This is a genomic window from Leeuwenhoekiella sp. MAR_2009_132 (genome assembly GCF_000687915.1).
Lineage (GTDB): Bacteria > Bacteroidota > Bacteroidia > Flavobacteriales > Flavobacteriaceae > Leeuwenhoekiella.
In genome coordinates this window covers 2,068,999-2,084,319 of record NZ_JHZY01000004.1, presented here as the reverse complement: position 1 = coordinate 2,084,319, position 15,321 = coordinate 2,068,999, and the positions used below count along the sequence as shown (strand labels likewise).

Annotated in this window: 15 protein-coding genes; 8 read left to right on the top strand and 7 right to left on the bottom strand. The window is 36.4% G+C overall.

Going from position 1 to position 15,321, the window contains the following annotated elements:
- Positions 1 to 6: 6 nt before the first annotated feature.
- Genes P164_RS17380 through P164_RS17370 form a run of 3 tightly spaced genes read left to right on the top strand, consistent with a single transcriptional unit; the run spans position 7 to position 2,887 of the window.
- Positions 7 to 1,122 carry a glycosyltransferase gene (locus P164_RS17380; RefSeq protein WP_051621393.1) on the top strand — a complete coding sequence of 372 codons (1,116 nt, stop codon included), beginning with the start codon at positions 7 to 9 and terminating at the stop codon, positions 1,120 to 1,122.
- Entirely contained in the window at positions 1,113 to 1,679 is a 567-nt protein-coding gene (locus P164_RS17375) for an RNA polymerase sigma factor (RefSeq protein WP_028377591.1), read from the top strand. The genes P164_RS17380 and P164_RS17375 overlap by 10 nt, the downstream gene beginning before the upstream one ends.
- The gene (locus P164_RS17370; RefSeq protein ID WP_028377590.1) at positions 1,676 to 2,887 is read left to right on the top strand and encodes an Nramp family divalent metal transporter; all 1,212 of its coding nucleotides are present in this window, start codon (positions 1,676 to 1,678) and stop codon (positions 2,885 to 2,887) included. The genes P164_RS17375 and P164_RS17370 overlap by 4 nt, the downstream gene beginning before the upstream one ends.
- A gap of 1 nt (position 2,888) precedes the next feature.
- Here the strand turns inward: P164_RS17370 and P164_RS17365 are convergent, their stop codons facing one another.
- Positions 2,889 to 3,350 (bottom strand): Lrp/AsnC family transcriptional regulator, encoded by a 462-nt coding sequence (locus P164_RS17365; protein WP_028377589.1) that lies wholly within the window; start codon positions 3,348 to 3,350, stop codon positions 2,889 to 2,891.
- 114 nt (positions 3,351 to 3,464) lie between these two features.
- On the opposite strand from P164_RS17365, the gene P164_RS17360 reads away from it, so the two are divergent.
- Together P164_RS17360 and P164_RS17355 are read left to right on the top strand one after the other, a co-directional pair.
- Positions 3,465 to 3,848: a hypothetical protein gene (locus P164_RS17360; protein ID WP_028377588.1), complete on the top strand. Its 384-nt coding sequence runs from the start codon at positions 3,465 to 3,467 to the stop codon at positions 3,846 to 3,848.
- A gap of 122 nt (positions 3,849 to 3,970) precedes the next feature.
- Entirely contained in the window at positions 3,971 to 4,498 is a 528-nt protein-coding gene (locus P164_RS17355; protein ID WP_028377587.1) for a hypothetical protein, read from the top strand.
- A 249-nt stretch (positions 4,499 to 4,747) separates the two neighbouring features.
- Here the strand turns inward: P164_RS17355 and P164_RS17350 are convergent, their stop codons facing one another.
- Positions 4,748 to 8,164, bottom strand: a complete 3,417-nt coding sequence (locus P164_RS17350) for a methylmalonyl-CoA mutase family protein (protein WP_028377586.1) — start codon at positions 8,162 to 8,164, stop codon at positions 4,748 to 4,750.
- A 130-nt stretch (positions 8,165 to 8,294) separates the two neighbouring features.
- Between P164_RS17350 and purU the strand changes: the two genes are divergently transcribed.
- From purU to P164_RS17335, 3 genes are all read left to right on the top strand, one after another.
- Positions 8,295 to 9,149, top strand: a complete 855-nt coding sequence (purU, locus tag P164_RS17345) for a formyltetrahydrofolate deformylase (protein ID WP_028377585.1) — start codon at positions 8,295 to 8,297, stop codon at positions 9,147 to 9,149.
- Between the two features lie 106 nt (positions 9,150 to 9,255).
- Positions 9,256 to 9,957, top strand: coding sequence for a DUF4197 domain-containing protein (locus tag P164_RS17340; RefSeq protein ID WP_028377584.1), 702 nt, complete (start codon positions 9,256 to 9,258; stop codon positions 9,955 to 9,957).
- Positions 9,958 to 9,961: 4 nt separating this feature from the next.
- Complete coding sequence (locus P164_RS17335) at positions 9,962 to 10,942, top strand: carbohydrate kinase family protein (protein ID WP_028377583.1); 981 nt, start codon at positions 9,962 to 9,964, stop codon at positions 10,940 to 10,942.
- A gap of 34 nt (positions 10,943 to 10,976) precedes the next feature.
- Here P164_RS17335 and P164_RS17330 read toward each other — a convergent pair whose 3' ends face one another.
- From P164_RS17330 to P164_RS17310, 5 genes are all read right to left on the bottom strand, one after another.
- Positions 10,977 to 11,756 (bottom strand): ABC transporter substrate-binding protein, encoded by a 780-nt coding sequence (locus P164_RS17330; RefSeq protein WP_028377582.1) that lies wholly within the window; start codon positions 11,754 to 11,756, stop codon positions 10,977 to 10,979.
- An 18-nt stretch (positions 11,757 to 11,774) separates the two neighbouring features.
- The gene (pyrF, locus tag P164_RS17325) at positions 11,775 to 12,596 is read right to left on the bottom strand and encodes an orotidine-5'-phosphate decarboxylase (protein WP_028377581.1); all 822 of its coding nucleotides are present in this window, start codon (positions 12,594 to 12,596) and stop codon (positions 11,775 to 11,777) included.
- A 30-nt stretch (positions 12,597 to 12,626) separates the two neighbouring features.
- Positions 12,627 to 13,703, bottom strand: a complete 1,077-nt coding sequence (prfA, locus tag P164_RS17320; protein ID WP_028377580.1) for a peptide chain release factor 1 — start codon at positions 13,701 to 13,703, stop codon at positions 12,627 to 12,629.
- A gap of 119 nt (positions 13,704 to 13,822) precedes the next feature.
- Positions 13,823 to 14,302 (bottom strand): hypothetical protein, encoded by a 480-nt coding sequence (locus tag P164_RS18595; protein WP_125411794.1) that lies wholly within the window; start codon positions 14,300 to 14,302, stop codon positions 13,823 to 13,825.
- Between the two features lie 382 nt (positions 14,303 to 14,684).
- Complete coding sequence (locus P164_RS17310) at positions 14,685 to 15,236, bottom strand: hypothetical protein (protein ID WP_125411793.1); 552 nt, start codon at positions 15,234 to 15,236, stop codon at positions 14,685 to 14,687.
- Between the last annotated feature and the right edge of the window lie 85 nt (positions 15,237 to 15,321).

Sequence of the window (15,321 nt, the reverse complement as noted above, 5' to 3'; positions counted from 1 at the left end):
TACCTTGTGCTACAATTACCTTTAATAAGTGAGCTTCTTTTGGTTTTATATGTAGCCACTGTTCTAGTTAATTGCTTATATTATCTCTACTTTTTAAAATTCGGCTATACCAAAGGTGTTTTTATAAATCATCCTATTCAAAATGAAGGAGTTTCCATTATAGTTTGTGCAAAAAATGAAGCTCAAAATATAGACTCACTTTTACAGTCTCTTATAAATCAACATTATCCTCTTTTTGAAATTATACTGGTCAACGACCATTCTACAGATGCTACTTTAGCATTGATGCGGCAATACTCAGGTTTGCACAATTCTATAAAAGTTATCGACTTAAAGTCGGAAACAGGAAAAAAAGCAGGAATTACACAAGCAATAGCCAAGGCATCTTTTGAAAAACTTTTGTTTACTGATGCAGATTGCATACCTAACAGCCCGTACTGGATCACTTTAATGACTGAAAATTTAAATGACACCAAGACATTTGTTTTGGGTTATAGTGGTTATAGATTCTATAAAAAATCATGGCTTAATAAACTTATTCGTTTTGAAACGCTTTTAACTGCGATGCAATATTTTAGTTATGCCACCCACAATAATGCCTATATGGGCGTAGGTCGCAATTTGAGCTACTCTAAAAAAACATTTAATACAGGAAACGGATTTGAAAAGCATCTACATCTAAAGGCCGGCGATGATGATTTATTTGTGAATCAAAATGCCACAGCCACCAATGTAGCTACATGTTTTATTCCGGAATCATTCACCTATTCAGAGCCTAAAAAAACCTGGAAAGAATGGTTTATACAAAAACGCAGACATACCAATGTCGCAAAAGAATATAAAATGAAACATCAAATCCAATTGGGTTTATTTTATGTCTCTCAGTTTTTATTTTTTATACTATTCTTCGCACTCTTAATCCTAAAACAATTTTTTACACTAGTTTGCGTTTTAGCACTTTTACGTATTATTTTAGTTTGGTTTGTCACATCAAAAACAGCCATTAAATTAAAAGAAAATAAACTCATTCCGGTAATCCCTATCCTGGAGCCATTTTTAATAAGCCTTCAAATGCTTATCTTTATTTCAAATACATTGGTAAAACCCCGCCGTTGGAACTAGACCAGGAACTCTTAGACCGTAAAATTAAAGAAGCCAAATCTGGCAGTCAAAGCGCCTATAATTACTTACTTAATGCGCACTGGCACTACGTATACGCTTTTCAGCTAAAACGTACTCAAGATGATTTTAAAGCCGAAGAAATAACTATACAGACATTTTCTAAAGCCTTTAATCAGCTAAGCACCTACGATAGTAAATATAAATTTAGCACCTGGCTCATTACGATTTCTAAAAATCTTCATATAGATCTGCTGCGTAAAGAAAGCAGCGAGCATAAACGTGTACATAAAGAATTTAAACTTAATAGTGTCGTCGATAAAAATCCTACTGCAGAAGACTCTCTTATTACAGAGCAGAATCTTTCAGAGCTATTAGCACACATCAAAAAGTTAAAACCCCATTATCAAGAGGTGATCAATTTGAGATACTTTCAAGAAATGAGCTACAAAGAAATGGCTAAAACACTTGAAGAACCCTTAAGCAATGTAAAAGTTAAGCTCCTACGTGCACGCCGATTACTTTCAGACTTAATTGAGAAAAAATCAAATTTTAAATGAAAAATCTTCTCAGACAATTGGGTCCAGGTCTCTTGTTTGCGGGTGCAGCAATTGGGGTCTCCCATCTGGTACAATCCACGCGATCTGGTGCTGATTACGGTTTTGGTCTGGTATGGGCTTTGGTTCTTATACATATTATAAAATACCCGTTTTTTCAGTATGGCCCACGATATGCCGCAGCGACGGGCACAAGTTTATTAGACGGCTATCGTAAGCTTGGTAAGATTGTTTTAATCTTCTATTTTATAATTAATTTGCTTACCATGTTTACTATTCAAACCGCTGTAACTATCGTTACTGCCGGTATTGCGACCTATATTTTTGGCATAGATTGGGATATTACCACCTGGAGTCTAATAATAACCACTATTTGCGCAACACTTCTCTTACTGGGTAAATACAGTTTTCTAGATAATTTGATGAAAGTTATCGTAATCACATTAACTATTAGCACATTAATCGCCGTTTCAATTGCAGGGTTTGAACCGCATCAGCAAGTGGCATTTACTCAAGTATTACCTACAGATGCAGCAGGCATTGCTTTTCTTATAGCTTTTATGGGCTGGATGCCCGCACCACTAGATATCTCAATCTGGCATTCGCTCTGGTCATTAGAGAAAGCCAAAGAAGGAACACTTACCAGAAAATCTGCTGTTTTTGATTTTAATATTGGTTTTCTGGGTACGATAATCGTTGGGACGTGTTTTGTAGGTTTGGGAGCTCTTGTGATGCACAATAGTGGCATAGAATTTAGTGGAAGTGGCGTCCTGTTTGCTAAGCAACTCATAGATATGTATACCGGTAGTCTGGGTAATTGGGCATTTTTTCTAATAGGTATCGCAGCACTCACCACAATGTTTAGCACCACGCTCACCACATTAGACGCTTCACCTAGAGCCATGTCGAGAACCTTAGAATTAATAAGCGATAAAACGATTAAAGGAAGTTATACCACCTGGCTTTTAATTCTCATATTAGGAACCAGCTGCATCTTATTCTTTCTTACCAGTGAGATGGGTAAGCTGGTTGAAATAGCTACTATACTTTCGTTTTTAACCGCTCCGTTTTTTGCTATTGCTAACTTCTTTGTGATGAATAGTAAAGCAGTTCCTCAAAAAGACAGACCTGGTAAACTTTTAAATGTATTTAGTATCGTAAGTATTATTTTATTAATTGCGTTCAGCATCTGGTATTTGAGCACTTTATAAATCAACTCTTTTTTCGGTCTTCTCTGCGCGTACGTATGGGCGCGTTTTCAATTACTGTAGAAAGCACAATATGGGTTTTAGTCTCCCCATAAGTTATGAGCTTATCTATGAATTCTTCAAGATGAAATTGATCAAAGAGTACTACTTCTAATAAAATATTCTCGTTACCGGTAATGCGATAGCAATTGAGCACTTCGCTAAACTCATGCACTTTCTCTAAAAAGGGTTTAAGACGTCCCATGAAAGCGCGTAGCGTGATTATGGCTTTTAACTGATGACCTGATTCAAAATGAGATATTTCGGCTTTATAACCTACTAATATACCTGCATCTTCCATTTTACGTATTCGCTCTGCAACAGCAGGTGATGTAATTCCTACCGCACGCCCTAAAGCACTGTTGCTAATACGTGCATTTTTCTGCAGTGTTTGTAAAATTTTCCAGTTGGTTGAATCTATATGCATTTTTAAATAAAATGGGGTTATTTTCTTTAAATATTAAAGTAAATATAACTTAAAACTTTAAAATCTATATATATTAATCTATGAATACTGCTAAATTTGGAACACAATTAAGCTATGTCATCAACACCTAGAAATACACGTTTATACAATCAAGCAATTGAAATCCTGAGACTTTCGCGCTCAATTTCAAATTACCTGATATATGATCTTGCTCCCTTAGAATCTAACGGAAGTGAGAATCCCTACGTTTATTTTACAGGCGACATTGTACGGCATTCAGATTCTTTAGCACCCGAGATCATTAAGGCAGAAAGTCAGACTTTTCAAGATGATCGTCTTAAATATGCTGCATCTTTAGAGCGTCTTACTGCTAGTTTATATGCCACCTGCGAACGCCTGGAGCGTGCTGAAAGCAGCGGTAAAGATTTTGTGCGTTTGCTGCGTACAGAAGTAAGAAAATTTAGAAAACTTCAGCACAAATGGATGATGACACTCTAGTCAAATCCTCTTTTTTAAGTATAAATTTTTATTGTAATTTAAAGTGTTATGTCCGCTTTCAAATAACAGGGCTACAATTCCTTTAATCTACAGTCATTAATCAATGACTTAAATCTTAATGTATGTCTTTAGAAGACAATTTTAATTCCTCTAATAACTATCAAAATTCGGCGCTTTACTTAAAAGCTACAGAAATATTGAAGTTAGCAAATAGAATTGCAGAGATTGCTGCGGCTTACGAGACAAGCTCAGAAGCGCAACTAGACCAGGAGATTTTAAGAAGTCAGGCCTTGTACATTAGAGGAGATGCTTCTGTGATTCCTTCGAAAATAGCCGGAGCATTTAATTGTGATCTTTACGACATTAAGATGGAAAAAGCCTGTCTAATTCGTAAATCTGCGCAGGATCTTGATACACATATGACCGGTTTAGAAATGTATGGCTTTAAAGAAACCGAATATTTAGACTTGTTGCGTAATGAAATTGAAGCCTTTAGAATTCTTTTTGCAGAGTGGGTAAAAACTTTTGATCCTTTTAATTACATGATAGACCGTTGGGGACTCTTTAATCCGCCGGGAGTTGATTACAACGATCCTGAAGTAGATGACGATGATTCCTTTGACCCTGACGATTTCAATTTTGAAGATTAAAAAATATTCAAGTTATACAATAACTATTTATTTAAATAATTAGTGCGTGTCCCTTCGGGTCAAGCTATACGTTGCAAGTCCTCACCTTTGCTAGCGCTTGGCTGTGGGCTTTACACTTCTATCCTTCACGCATTTTTTACCCTTAAATTGATAAAAAAAAGGCCTCACAGTTTTTCACAACTATGAGACCTTTTACAATGCGTATATGCTGGTTAATTCCAGATTCGCTAATGCGATTATAACTATCGCTTACATATTTCTTCTATACTGCCCGCCTACTTCAAAAAGAGCATTTGTAATCTGCCCTAATGAACAGATTTTAGTAGCTTCCATCAGCCTTTCAAACATATTTTCATTTTGAATTGCTGCCTCCTGAACGCTTTTTAAAATCGCTTCTGCATCATTCTCATAAGCTTTATGCAGATTAGTAAGTGTTGCAATCTGTGCTTGCTTTTCTTCTTCGGTAGCGCGTATTACTTCCATAGGTTTTACAGTAGGCGAACCTTTACTACTTAAAAATGTATTTACACCTATAATCGGAAATTCACCATTGTGTTTAAGCGTTTCGTAATACAAACTCTCTTCTTGTATTTTACTTCGCTGATACATTGTTTCCATAGCGCCTAATACTCCGCCACGTTCTGTAATACGATCAAATTCCTGCAAAACAGCTGCTTCAACCAGATCAGTCAATTCTTCAATAATAAACGCTCCCTGAATAGGATTTTCATTTTTAGTAAGACCTAATTCTTTATTGATTATTAGCTGAATTGCCATTGCCCGACGCACACTTTCTTCGGTAGGTGTAGTAATCGCCTCATCGTAGGCATTTGTATGCAGTGAATTACAATTATCATAAATCGCATACAAAGCCTGAAGTGTGGTACGTATATCATTAAAATCTATTTCCTGCGCATGCAACGAGCGACCTGAAGTTTGAATGTGGTACTTCAGCATTTGCGCTCTTGAATTCGCTCCATATTTATATTTTAAGGCTTTTGACCAGATTTTACGAGCTACACGACCTATAACCGCATATTCAGGATCAACACCGTTACTAAAGAAAAAAGATAGGTTAGGACCAAATTTATTGATATCCATACCTCTGCTTAGATAATACTCTACATAGGTAAACCCATTAGCAAGGGTAAAAGCTAATTGTGTAATAGGGTTTGCTCCTGCTTCAGCAATATGGTATCCAGAAATAGAAACCGAATAGAAATTACGTATCTGATTTTCAATAAAATATTCCTGCACATCACCCATTAAACGCAATGCAAATTCCGTAGAAAAAATACAAGTGTTTTGCGCCTGATCTTCCTTCAATATATCTGCCTGTACAGTACCACGCACCTGCTGAATCGTTTCTGCTTTTAATTTTTCATAAACCTCCTTAGGCAATACCTGATCTCCTGTTACTCCCAGAAGCATCAACCCTAAACCATTATTTCCTTCAGGAAGTTCGCCGTGATACACAGGACGATCTAGACCATTCTTCAGATAAATAGCCGCAATAGTTTTTTCTACCTCATCTTCTAGATCATGCTCCTTTATATATTTTTCACAACTTTGATCTATCGCTGCATTCATAAAAAAGCCCAGCAACATAGGTGCGGGACCATTTATCGTCATACTCACTGAAGTCATTGCGTTTGACAAATCAAAACCAGAATACAGTTTTTTAGCATCATCAAGACAGCAGATAGAAACGCCTGCATTCCCTATTTTCCCATAAATATCAGGACGGTGATCGGGGTCATTGCCATAAAGTGTCACACTGTCAAAAGCAGTCGAAAGCCTTTTTGCAGGCAATCCCATACTTACATAATGAAAACGACGATTAGTCCGTTCAGGACCACCTTCGCCTGCAAACATTCGCGTAGGATCTTCTCCTGTACGCTTAAAAGGATACAAGCCAGCCGTATAAGGAAATTCACCTGGTACATTTTCTTGTAGGACCCATCTTAAAATATCTCCCCAGGCTTGATACTTGGGTAATGCTATTTTTGGGATGTCAGAATGAGACAACGATTTTGAATGTGTCTCAATCTTAATTTCTTTATCGCGTACTTTGAAACTATAAATAGGCTCTTTGTACTTATTTACTTTGTCTGCCCAGCCAGTGATTACTTCCCAATTATACGGGTCAAGATCCATTTTTACCTTATCAAACTCTGCTAAAAGAAGCTTTGCTAAATCTGAATCTGTACCGCTATCATCTAAAACTAAACCTGCTTTATCTAACTGCGGAGTCACACCGGTAACCGTATCTAAGGTTTTAAAAATACCATATAACTTTTGAGCAACCTCTGCTTGATCTATTGCTGTTTTATCATATGCACGATTACTTTCTGCAATCTCAGATAAATAGCGTGTACGCGCCGGTGGAATTACAAATATCTTTTCAGACATTTCGTCTGTAATCTCAAAACTACTTCTTAACTCTGTTTCAGTCTTAGCTACCAACTCATCCATTATAGATTTATAAAGTTGGTTCATTCCCGGATCATTAAACTGGGATGCTATGGTTCCAAAAACAGGTAAGTCATCTTGATGGGTTTCCCACAATTGATGATTACGCATATATTGTTTTTTAACATCACGCAGCGCATCAAGTGCTCCCCGTTTGTCAAATTTATTTATGGCAACCAGATCTGCAAAATCAAGCATGTCAATTTTTTCAAGCTGTGTTGCAGCTCCAAACTCGGGTGTCATTACGTATAAAGAAACCGAGCTATGGTCTAAAATTTCGGTATCGCTTTGCCCTATTCCGCTGGTTTCTAAAATAATTAAATCGTACTCAGCCGCCTTTAAAACCTCAACAGCTTCCTGTACGTGTTTAGAAAGTGCCAGATTGCTTTGACGCGTAGCTAACGAACGCATATAAACACGAGGAGAATTAATAGCGTTCATACGTATACGGTCTCCTAAAAGTGCTCCTCCGGTTTTTCGTTTTGAAGGATCTACTGATATTATACCTATAGTTTTCTCTGGGAAATCTACCAGAAACCTGCGTACTAGCTCATCTACTAACGATGATTTACCAGAACCACCTGTTCCTGTAATTCCTAAAACCGGTGTTTTTGATTCTTTGTTTTTTTCATGAATTAAATCAAGTGTTGGCTTCGCAACCTCAGGATAGTTTTCTGCAGCAGAGATAATACGGGCAATAGCCGTGTCGTTTTGAGCACTCAACTTATCAAACTCTCCATTTAAAGAATCTCCCAGCGCATAATCTGACTGCATTACCAGATCATTAATCATACCCTGTAATCCCATTTCACGACCATCATCTGGAGCGTAAATACGGGTTACCCCATAATTCATTAATTCTTCAATCTCTTCCGGCAGAATTACGCCGCCGCCGCCGCCAAATATTTTAATATGCCCTGCACCTTTTTCGCAAAGCAAATCATACATGTATTTAAAATACTCATTATGCCCTCCTTGATAAGAAGTAAGTGCAATCGCGTGTGCATCTTCTTGTATAGCGGTATTTACAACCTCTTCAACACTACGATCGTGCCCCAGGTGTATTACCTCAACTCCGGTAGTTTGTATGATGCGACGCATTATATTTATAGCCGCATCATGCCCATCAAAGAGCGAAGCTGCTGTTACAATACGTACTTTATGATTAGGCTTATATGGTGTTATTTGTTTCATTCGTAATATTTGACTTTAAAACTGGTACTAATTTAAATAAATGACAACAAAGACCGCTTTATTTTGTGTTATTTATATAATAATTTGACACATATTTTTCTAGATTAGCTTTAATCTAGCTTGATAAATTATGCAGAAAATTACACTTTTAATTAATTGCCCCGATCGCAAAGGTATTGTAACCACAATTACCCAATATATACTTGAACTAAGTGGAAATATTGTTTATCTCGATCAACACGTAGACAGACAACAAAGCGTGTTTTTTATGAGACTTGAGTGTGAGTTTGACCACGCAGATTTTACAATTACGGAATTTGAAAATCAGTTTGCGGCAAAGTTTGAAGAGGATTACCAGCTCACGTATCAGCTGTACGATGCTCTGTATAAACCGAAACTTGCTTTATTTGTTTCAAAATACGACCATTGCCTCTATGATCTTTTAGGCCGAAATGCTTCAGGTGAACTCGAAGTAGAAATACCTTTAATTATAAGCAATCATAAAGATCTTGAGGTTGTGGCAAAGCGATTTGACATTCCTTTTAAATACATTCCCGTTACTAAAGACACAAAAGCGCAAGCCGAAGCTGAACAGATACAAGCCATACGGGATCATAATATTGATCTTATTATTTTAGCTCGCTATATGCAAATTATATCTGACGATTTTGTTTCTAACTTTAAACATCAGATTATAAATATTCATCATTCCTTTTTACCGGCATTCATTGGCGCTAAACCCTATCACGCTGCCTTTGAGCGCGGTGTAAAAATTATAGGAGCCACCAGTCATTATGTGACCGCAGATCTTGACGAAGGCCCCATTATCGAGCAGGAAATCGTACGTGTTTCTCACGTACATTCGGTACAGGATTTTATATTGAAAGGTCGAGACTTAGAGAAAATTGTTTTAGCCAGAGCCATAAAAGCACATATAGAACATAAAGTACTGGTCTACGGAAACAAGACTGTTATTTTTTCTTGACCAGCTAGTCATAGACGGCTTATGCGCGTGGTATTACCCATAAAAGGAAGTGACCCTCGGTGCTTTTCCATTTTAAAATTAACCAAGAAAAACCTAACTTAACTCCATGAAAAAAATAATTGCATTAGTTGCCGTACTCTTTTTAAGCGGATGCGCAGAACTACAATCTGTAGTAAATAATTTGCCCAATCAGGTAGGTGTAGACAATACAACTATAGCGAGCGGTTTACGTCAGGCTTTAGATTTTGGTATAGATAAACAAGTAACAAAACTTACGCAGGAAAATGGTTTTTATGGGAACTCGTTAGTAAAAATTCTACTGCCTGAAGAATTGCAAAAAGTAGATAACACATTACGCAGTGTTGGCCTTGGAAGCTTGGCAGACGAAGGTTTAAAAGTATTAAATCGTGCTGCTGAGGATGCTGTAGGAACAGCGACTCCCATATTTATAGATGCAGTAAAAGGAATCACGTTTAATGACGCTAAAAACATCTTGTTAGGAGCAGACAATTCTGCAACCTCCTATTTAGAGAATAAAACAAATACCGCATTATATGCACAGTTTAATCCTATTATTAAAGAATCATTTAATAAAGTAGGAGCAGATAAGATCTGGAGCAACCTTATTACAAAATACAATGCGTTACCGCTTACTAATGATGTTAACCCAGATCTAACAGATTATGTGACAAACCAGGCGCTTAAAGGGGTTTATACTATGATTGCTTTAGAAGAAAAAGATATTAGAACAAACGCTGCCGCACGTACCACTACGTTACTTCAAAAAGTATTTGCACTACAAGATTAATCTTATGACAAAACCTTTAAAAATAGTTGTAGCAGGACCTATTCCTAGAGATACCATCTCAACCTATGAGAATGATATTATTATGCGTTACGGCTGCGTAACACATCCTGTTATTGCCCTTTCAAAACTTTTAGATAGTGAAGGAACCGTTACTCCGGTTTCTAATATTCATAAAAAAGATCGTGAAGGCATTGCAACTGAATTTAAAGATTTTAAAAATATTGATCTCGCCGGAATTAATAGTAAAGAAGACCGTGGCACAGTAATTCTACTTGACTTTAAAGATCAAAATAACCGGGAAGAAAAACAGCTTGCCTGTATGAATCCTATACGCCCGAAGCATATCAAAAAGCATCTTGACGCAGATGCTTTTGTTTTTGTGCCTATTACAGATTTTGAGATAAGTTTAAGCACTTTAAAATATATTAAGAAACACAGCAAGGGCATAATTATTTTTGATGCACACGGCGCTACAACAGCGATGGATGTAAAAGGACACAGGCATCGTAAATTCTGGGTTGATCAGGATGAATGGCTCCCGTATATTGATGTCTTAAAAATGAATCTTGAAGAGTCACAATGCATGTCTTTCGCTAATGAATACGAGCACGAGATCCCATCTATATATGATGATAACGCCACCGGTCACTTAGATGATCTGGCAAAGTACGTTCTTAAAAAAGGCGTTTCCTTCTTTTATGTAACTATGGATTCTAGAGGCTGCATTTTATATCAGTTAGAAAATGGAAAACTTAAAAAAGACTGGATCGCATCAATTAAGGTAGCTAAAGTTGTAGACACAACCGGCTGCGGAGATTCTTTTGCAGGCGGACTCGCATATGGTTTTGCTAAATATAATGACCCAGTTAAAGCAGGACAATTTGCAAACATCCTAGGTGCCAGACGTACTCAGGGTAAAGACTGGGATGTTTTTAAAACGGCTCAGGAAACTGAAGAGATACGTATTTCTAATTACGGACTTTAGAAACTATATAAAGCCATCCACTGAGGTGGCTTTTTTAATTTAAAGATTTGAGTAGCTTTTCAAAATAATCAAATGCTTTTAAAAGCCTACTGCCGTACCAACTAAAATACTCCCCATCTACACAACTAATTTTAGCATCGGTAAAATTTTGAAATTCTTTAATATGTTGTTCTGTAAATGGAAATGGTTCTGAAGAAAGAAAAACCAATTCTGCGGTTTTCAATTCTGCATTTTCTATTTGTGGATAACGCCCCTCTTTAACTTCAAAGATATTTTTCAAATTTAACTCGTGTAAAAGCACATTTATAAAGTTGTCACGCCCTGCAACCATTAAAGGATTTTTCCAAATAAGATAGGCAACTTTGCGCTCTGGCAAATCAGCTGTTTTTCTTCGGAAAGCTTCGCGTTTACTCTTTATATCAAGAATAAAAGAAGCTGTTTTTTCTTGAATATTAAAGAGCGCTCCCAGATGAGAAAGAAAGACATACAAGTCTTCAAAACTATTTATATCTGATACATATACAGGTGCTAAAGCCTCACAGGTCTTAACAATATCAATTGTGTTTTCTTCTTTATTACAGAGAATAAAATCAGGATTTAAAGCGGCTATTTTATGTTTATGAATGGTTTTAGTACCTCCAACAACTGTTTTTTCGGTTCTTAAGTTGTGAGGATGTACGCAGAACTTAGTAACACCTACAAGGAATTCACCAAGACCTAAATCTACTAAGAGTTCAGATAAACTAGGTACTAAACAAATAATACGTTGAGGCGGTTCTTGTATTTGAATGAGACGCCCTAATTGATCTTTCATAGCGCCAAAATTATGCGTTTAGCTTAACTTTTGAAGATGAACGGACATTTGTTCCTGCAATCTCTTTGCTTCAGCGTTTGCAGTCTCTGCAAAGTCTTCTTTGGTAGAAGCATAAATAATTCCGCGAGATGAGTTTATAAGAAGCCCCGCATTAGCGTTAGCTCCATATTTAAAAACGTCATCAACACTTCCACCTTGCGCTCCTACACCGGGAACTAACAAAAATGCGTCTGGTATTATTTTACGAATTTCTGCAAGATATTCTGCCTTAGTCGCGCCTACTACATACATTAATCGGTCACTATTTTCCCAGGTTTTAGAAGTCTCAAGCACTTTTTTATAAAGTTCTACCCCATCTACTTTCTGGGTTTGAAAATCAAATGCCCCGGGATTAGATGTGAGGGCGAGCATGATTGTAAACTTTCCGGCAAATGCCAAAAAGGGCTCAATAGAATCTTTACCCATATAAGGAGCGGTAGTAACCGAATCGAAGCCTAAATCCTCAAAAAAGGCTTTAGCGTAACGGCTAGAAGTATTACCTATGTCGCCACGCTTAGCATCTGCTATTGTAAAAATTTCAGGGTAGTTTGTATTGAGATAATTGATGGTTTTCTCAAGTGACTGCCATCCTGATATACCGTATGCCTCATAGAAAGCCGTATTGGGCTTGTAGGCAACAGTATACTGATGCGTTGCGTCTATAATTGCTTTATTAAACTCAAAAATAGGATCTTCTAGAGTCAGTAAATGTTTCGGTACTTTATCTAAATCTGTATCCAGACCTACACAAAGCACCGATTGTTTCTTTTTTATCTGATCTATAAGTTGCTGACTATTCAAAGGAGTTTATTTTCTAATTAAAATTACAGATTAGATTGCATCGCCACCTTCGGCTAATTTCTCTGTATTACTCACAAGCTGAAGCTCATCAATAATTCGTTGAATATCGCCGTCTATAATATTTGATAGATCATAAAGCGTAAGGTTTATACGGTGATCTGTAACACGACCCTGAGGATAGTTATAGGTACGTATTTTTGCACTACGATCTCCACTGGTTACCATAGATCCACGCTTTAAAGCATCTTCTTCCTGCTTTTTAGCAAGTTCCATATCGTATAAACGAGAGCGAAGAACTTTAAAGGCTTTCTCTTTGTTCTTGTGTTGAGACTTCTGATCCTGACATTGTGCTACTAAACCGGTAGGTAAATGCGTCAAACGCACCGCAGAGTAGGTAGTGTTTACAGACTGACCTCCTGGACCTGACGAACAGAAAAAATCGATTCGCACATCTTTAGGATTTATTTCAACATCAAATTCTTCTGCTTCTGGAAAAACCATTACAGTAGCCGCACTAGTATGTACACGACCTTGAGTTTCGGTTTGTGGTACACGCTGAACTCGGTGAACACCAGCTTCAAAACGTAACGTACCATAAACATCTTCTCCCGTTACTTCTACCTGAATTTCTTTAAAACCGCCACTTGTACCTTCGCTGTAGTCTATAGTACTGGTTTTCCAACCTTTACTCTCGCAGTACTTCATATACATACGATAAATATCTCCTGCAAAAATACTCGCTTCGTCACCACCGGTTCCTGCTCGAATTTCCATCACTGCATTCTTAGAATCTTCAGGATCTTTAGGAACCAGCATAAATCTAATTTTCTCCTCTAAAGCCGGAACAGCCTCTTCTGCCTCTTCTAACTGCATCTTTGCCATCTCCGTCATTTCAGGATCACTACCATCGGCAATAATCTCTTTAGCCTCGTCTATGCGCTGTATATGCTTAATATAGTTGTCACGCTCATCCATTATGGCGCGCAAATCTTTATATTCTTTATTGAGCTCTACATAACGCTTCTGATCAGAAATAATATCTGGCTGAATAATAAGATCACTTACTTCGTCAAAGCGTTGTTTTATAAAGTTTAATCGTTCTAACATGAGAAATTTTAATTGCCTGCGAATTTACGCAAAAAAATAAGGGTTGTATAGCAATTTTAATTAATGAATAATCAAAGAATGCGTATTTGTAAAATTTAAGTTTAAATGTTATTTAAAATTTACAGTAGCTCGTCTTTGAGACTCAGTTCTTTTTGACGCAATGTTGTATTTACTGCATAATTGGTAAGAAGAATTAACCCCAAAATATAGAATAATCGTACACCAATATAAAGATTATATAAATCCATATAATAGGCAAAGCAACACAAAGCATCAGATAGCATAAACGAGAAAACACTAAACGAAAAGATTAGCGACCTTAAATTACCCAATCTATAATGGTAGTAAATGGCAATAAATAATAAGAATATTATGCTGGTTCCCATACTGTAGAAGAAGTAGGTTGTTGCAGAACCTGTAAAATTTTCCTGCACTAAAGTCTCTAATAAAATTAGTATGAAGAAACTAGCAATCGCAAATAAAAATAACGAAAGTATTGAGGGGAGTTGTACCCTATACGTACGAAGATTTCTAGCCTGCTTAATAATTAAAATAGAATAGGCTAAAAAGCCAAAAACAAAATAAAGATAGGTACTCATCTGCGACTCGTAGTAGATTGAGAAATAATCTCTAATTATAAAAGCCGTAATTGCAAAAAAGAAGAATAGGTTATGTTTTGGAAGTAAAAAAAGATAATACAAGAGAATAATTACAGAGGAAATAAGGCGCAAATATCGTGTTGTAATTACTGGCAAATAAATCACCGAAAGCACGTTGCAAATAATCAAAAACCCACCCAAGTAAACCAATTTGTTTAACCAGGTAGATTTCTTTTTAAGTTCATTTGCTGCACAATTCACTCCCATCTATAATAATTCTATTAGATATGGATTCCTTCTAACCTCAATTTAAGCTATTTACAAATATTAAGTGTTGCTCTATACACTCAATTATTAAAAAACGTACATTTTAAACAATAAACTACTCCTGAAGAGATATAAAATCTACCTCTTCCGTTGCTGCACCTTTAATATTGAGACCAAAGTTTACCAATAACGCCATACTTAAAATAAACATTGTACGATCTAAATAATACAATCCTTGCAAATCAATATAGTAAGCTAAACATGACGCAATATCTGATGCTACAAAACAAAAAACCATCATTAAAAAAAGTAGGGAACGCATGCTATTTAATCTATGGTTGTAATAGTAGGCTGATAGAATAAGGGTAATTAGAGAAACACCATATAGATAAAATAAAAGAAGCTCTAAATTATTGTTTACGTGGTTTGAAACAATATTTCCTAATTCAAATAATATAGTTCCATTTGCAACAACCAGTAACAAACCAAAAATAACAGCAAAAAGACTAAACCTGGTACCTCTAAAGAAAGGGACTCTATCTAATACGAGCAAGAAATAACCCAATGTAGCAAATGTCATATAGGTCTCTGCACCCCAGGAAACTTCAAAAAATTGGTAAGCAATGTCACGTATTAGAAAAAAAAGGAATGCATAAATAACCCACACACTTTTAACATGCCGTCTGTAAAAATAAAAACCTATTAATATACTTAAAGAAAATAAACGTACAAGCCTGAAGGTATCTAACTCT

What these genes read in the sequence shown, in the direction of transcription:
- P164_RS17365 (WP_028377589.1), bottom strand. Translation starts at nt 3,350, where the DNA reads ATGCATATAGATTCAACCAACTGGAAAATTTTACAAACACTGCAGAAA.
- P164_RS17340 (WP_028377584.1), top strand. Translation starts at nt 9,256, where the DNA reads ATGAAAAAAATAATTGCATTAGTTGCCGTACTCTTTTTAAGCGGATGC.
- P164_RS17355 (WP_028377587.1), top strand. Translation starts at nt 3,971, where the DNA reads ATGTCTTTAGAAGACAATTTTAATTCCTCTAATAACTATCAAAATTCG.
- P164_RS18595 (WP_125411794.1), bottom strand. Translation starts at nt 14,302, where the DNA reads ATGAGTACCTATCTTTATTTTGTTTTTGGCTTTTTAGCCTATTCTATT.
- P164_RS17370 (WP_028377590.1), top strand. Translation starts at nt 1,676, where the DNA reads ATGAAAAATCTTCTCAGACAATTGGGTCCAGGTCTCTTGTTTGCGGGT.
- P164_RS17350 (WP_028377586.1), bottom strand. Translation starts at nt 8,164, where the DNA reads ATGAAACAAATAACACCATATAAGCCTAATCATAAAGTACGTATTGTA.
- prfA (WP_028377580.1), bottom strand. Translation starts at nt 13,703, where the DNA reads ATGTTAGAACGATTAAACTTTATAAAACAACGCTTTGACGAAGTAAGT.
- P164_RS17330 (WP_028377582.1), bottom strand. Translation starts at nt 11,756, where the DNA reads ATGAAAGATCAATTAGGGCGTCTCATTCAAATACAAGAACCGCCTCAA.
- P164_RS17335 (WP_028377583.1), top strand. Translation starts at nt 9,962, where the DNA reads ATGACAAAACCTTTAAAAATAGTTGTAGCAGGACCTATTCCTAGAGAT.
- P164_RS17360 (WP_028377588.1), top strand. Translation starts at nt 3,465, where the DNA reads ATGTCATCAACACCTAGAAATACACGTTTATACAATCAAGCAATTGAA.
- purU (WP_028377585.1), top strand. Translation starts at nt 8,295, where the DNA reads ATGCAGAAAATTACACTTTTAATTAATTGCCCCGATCGCAAAGGTATT.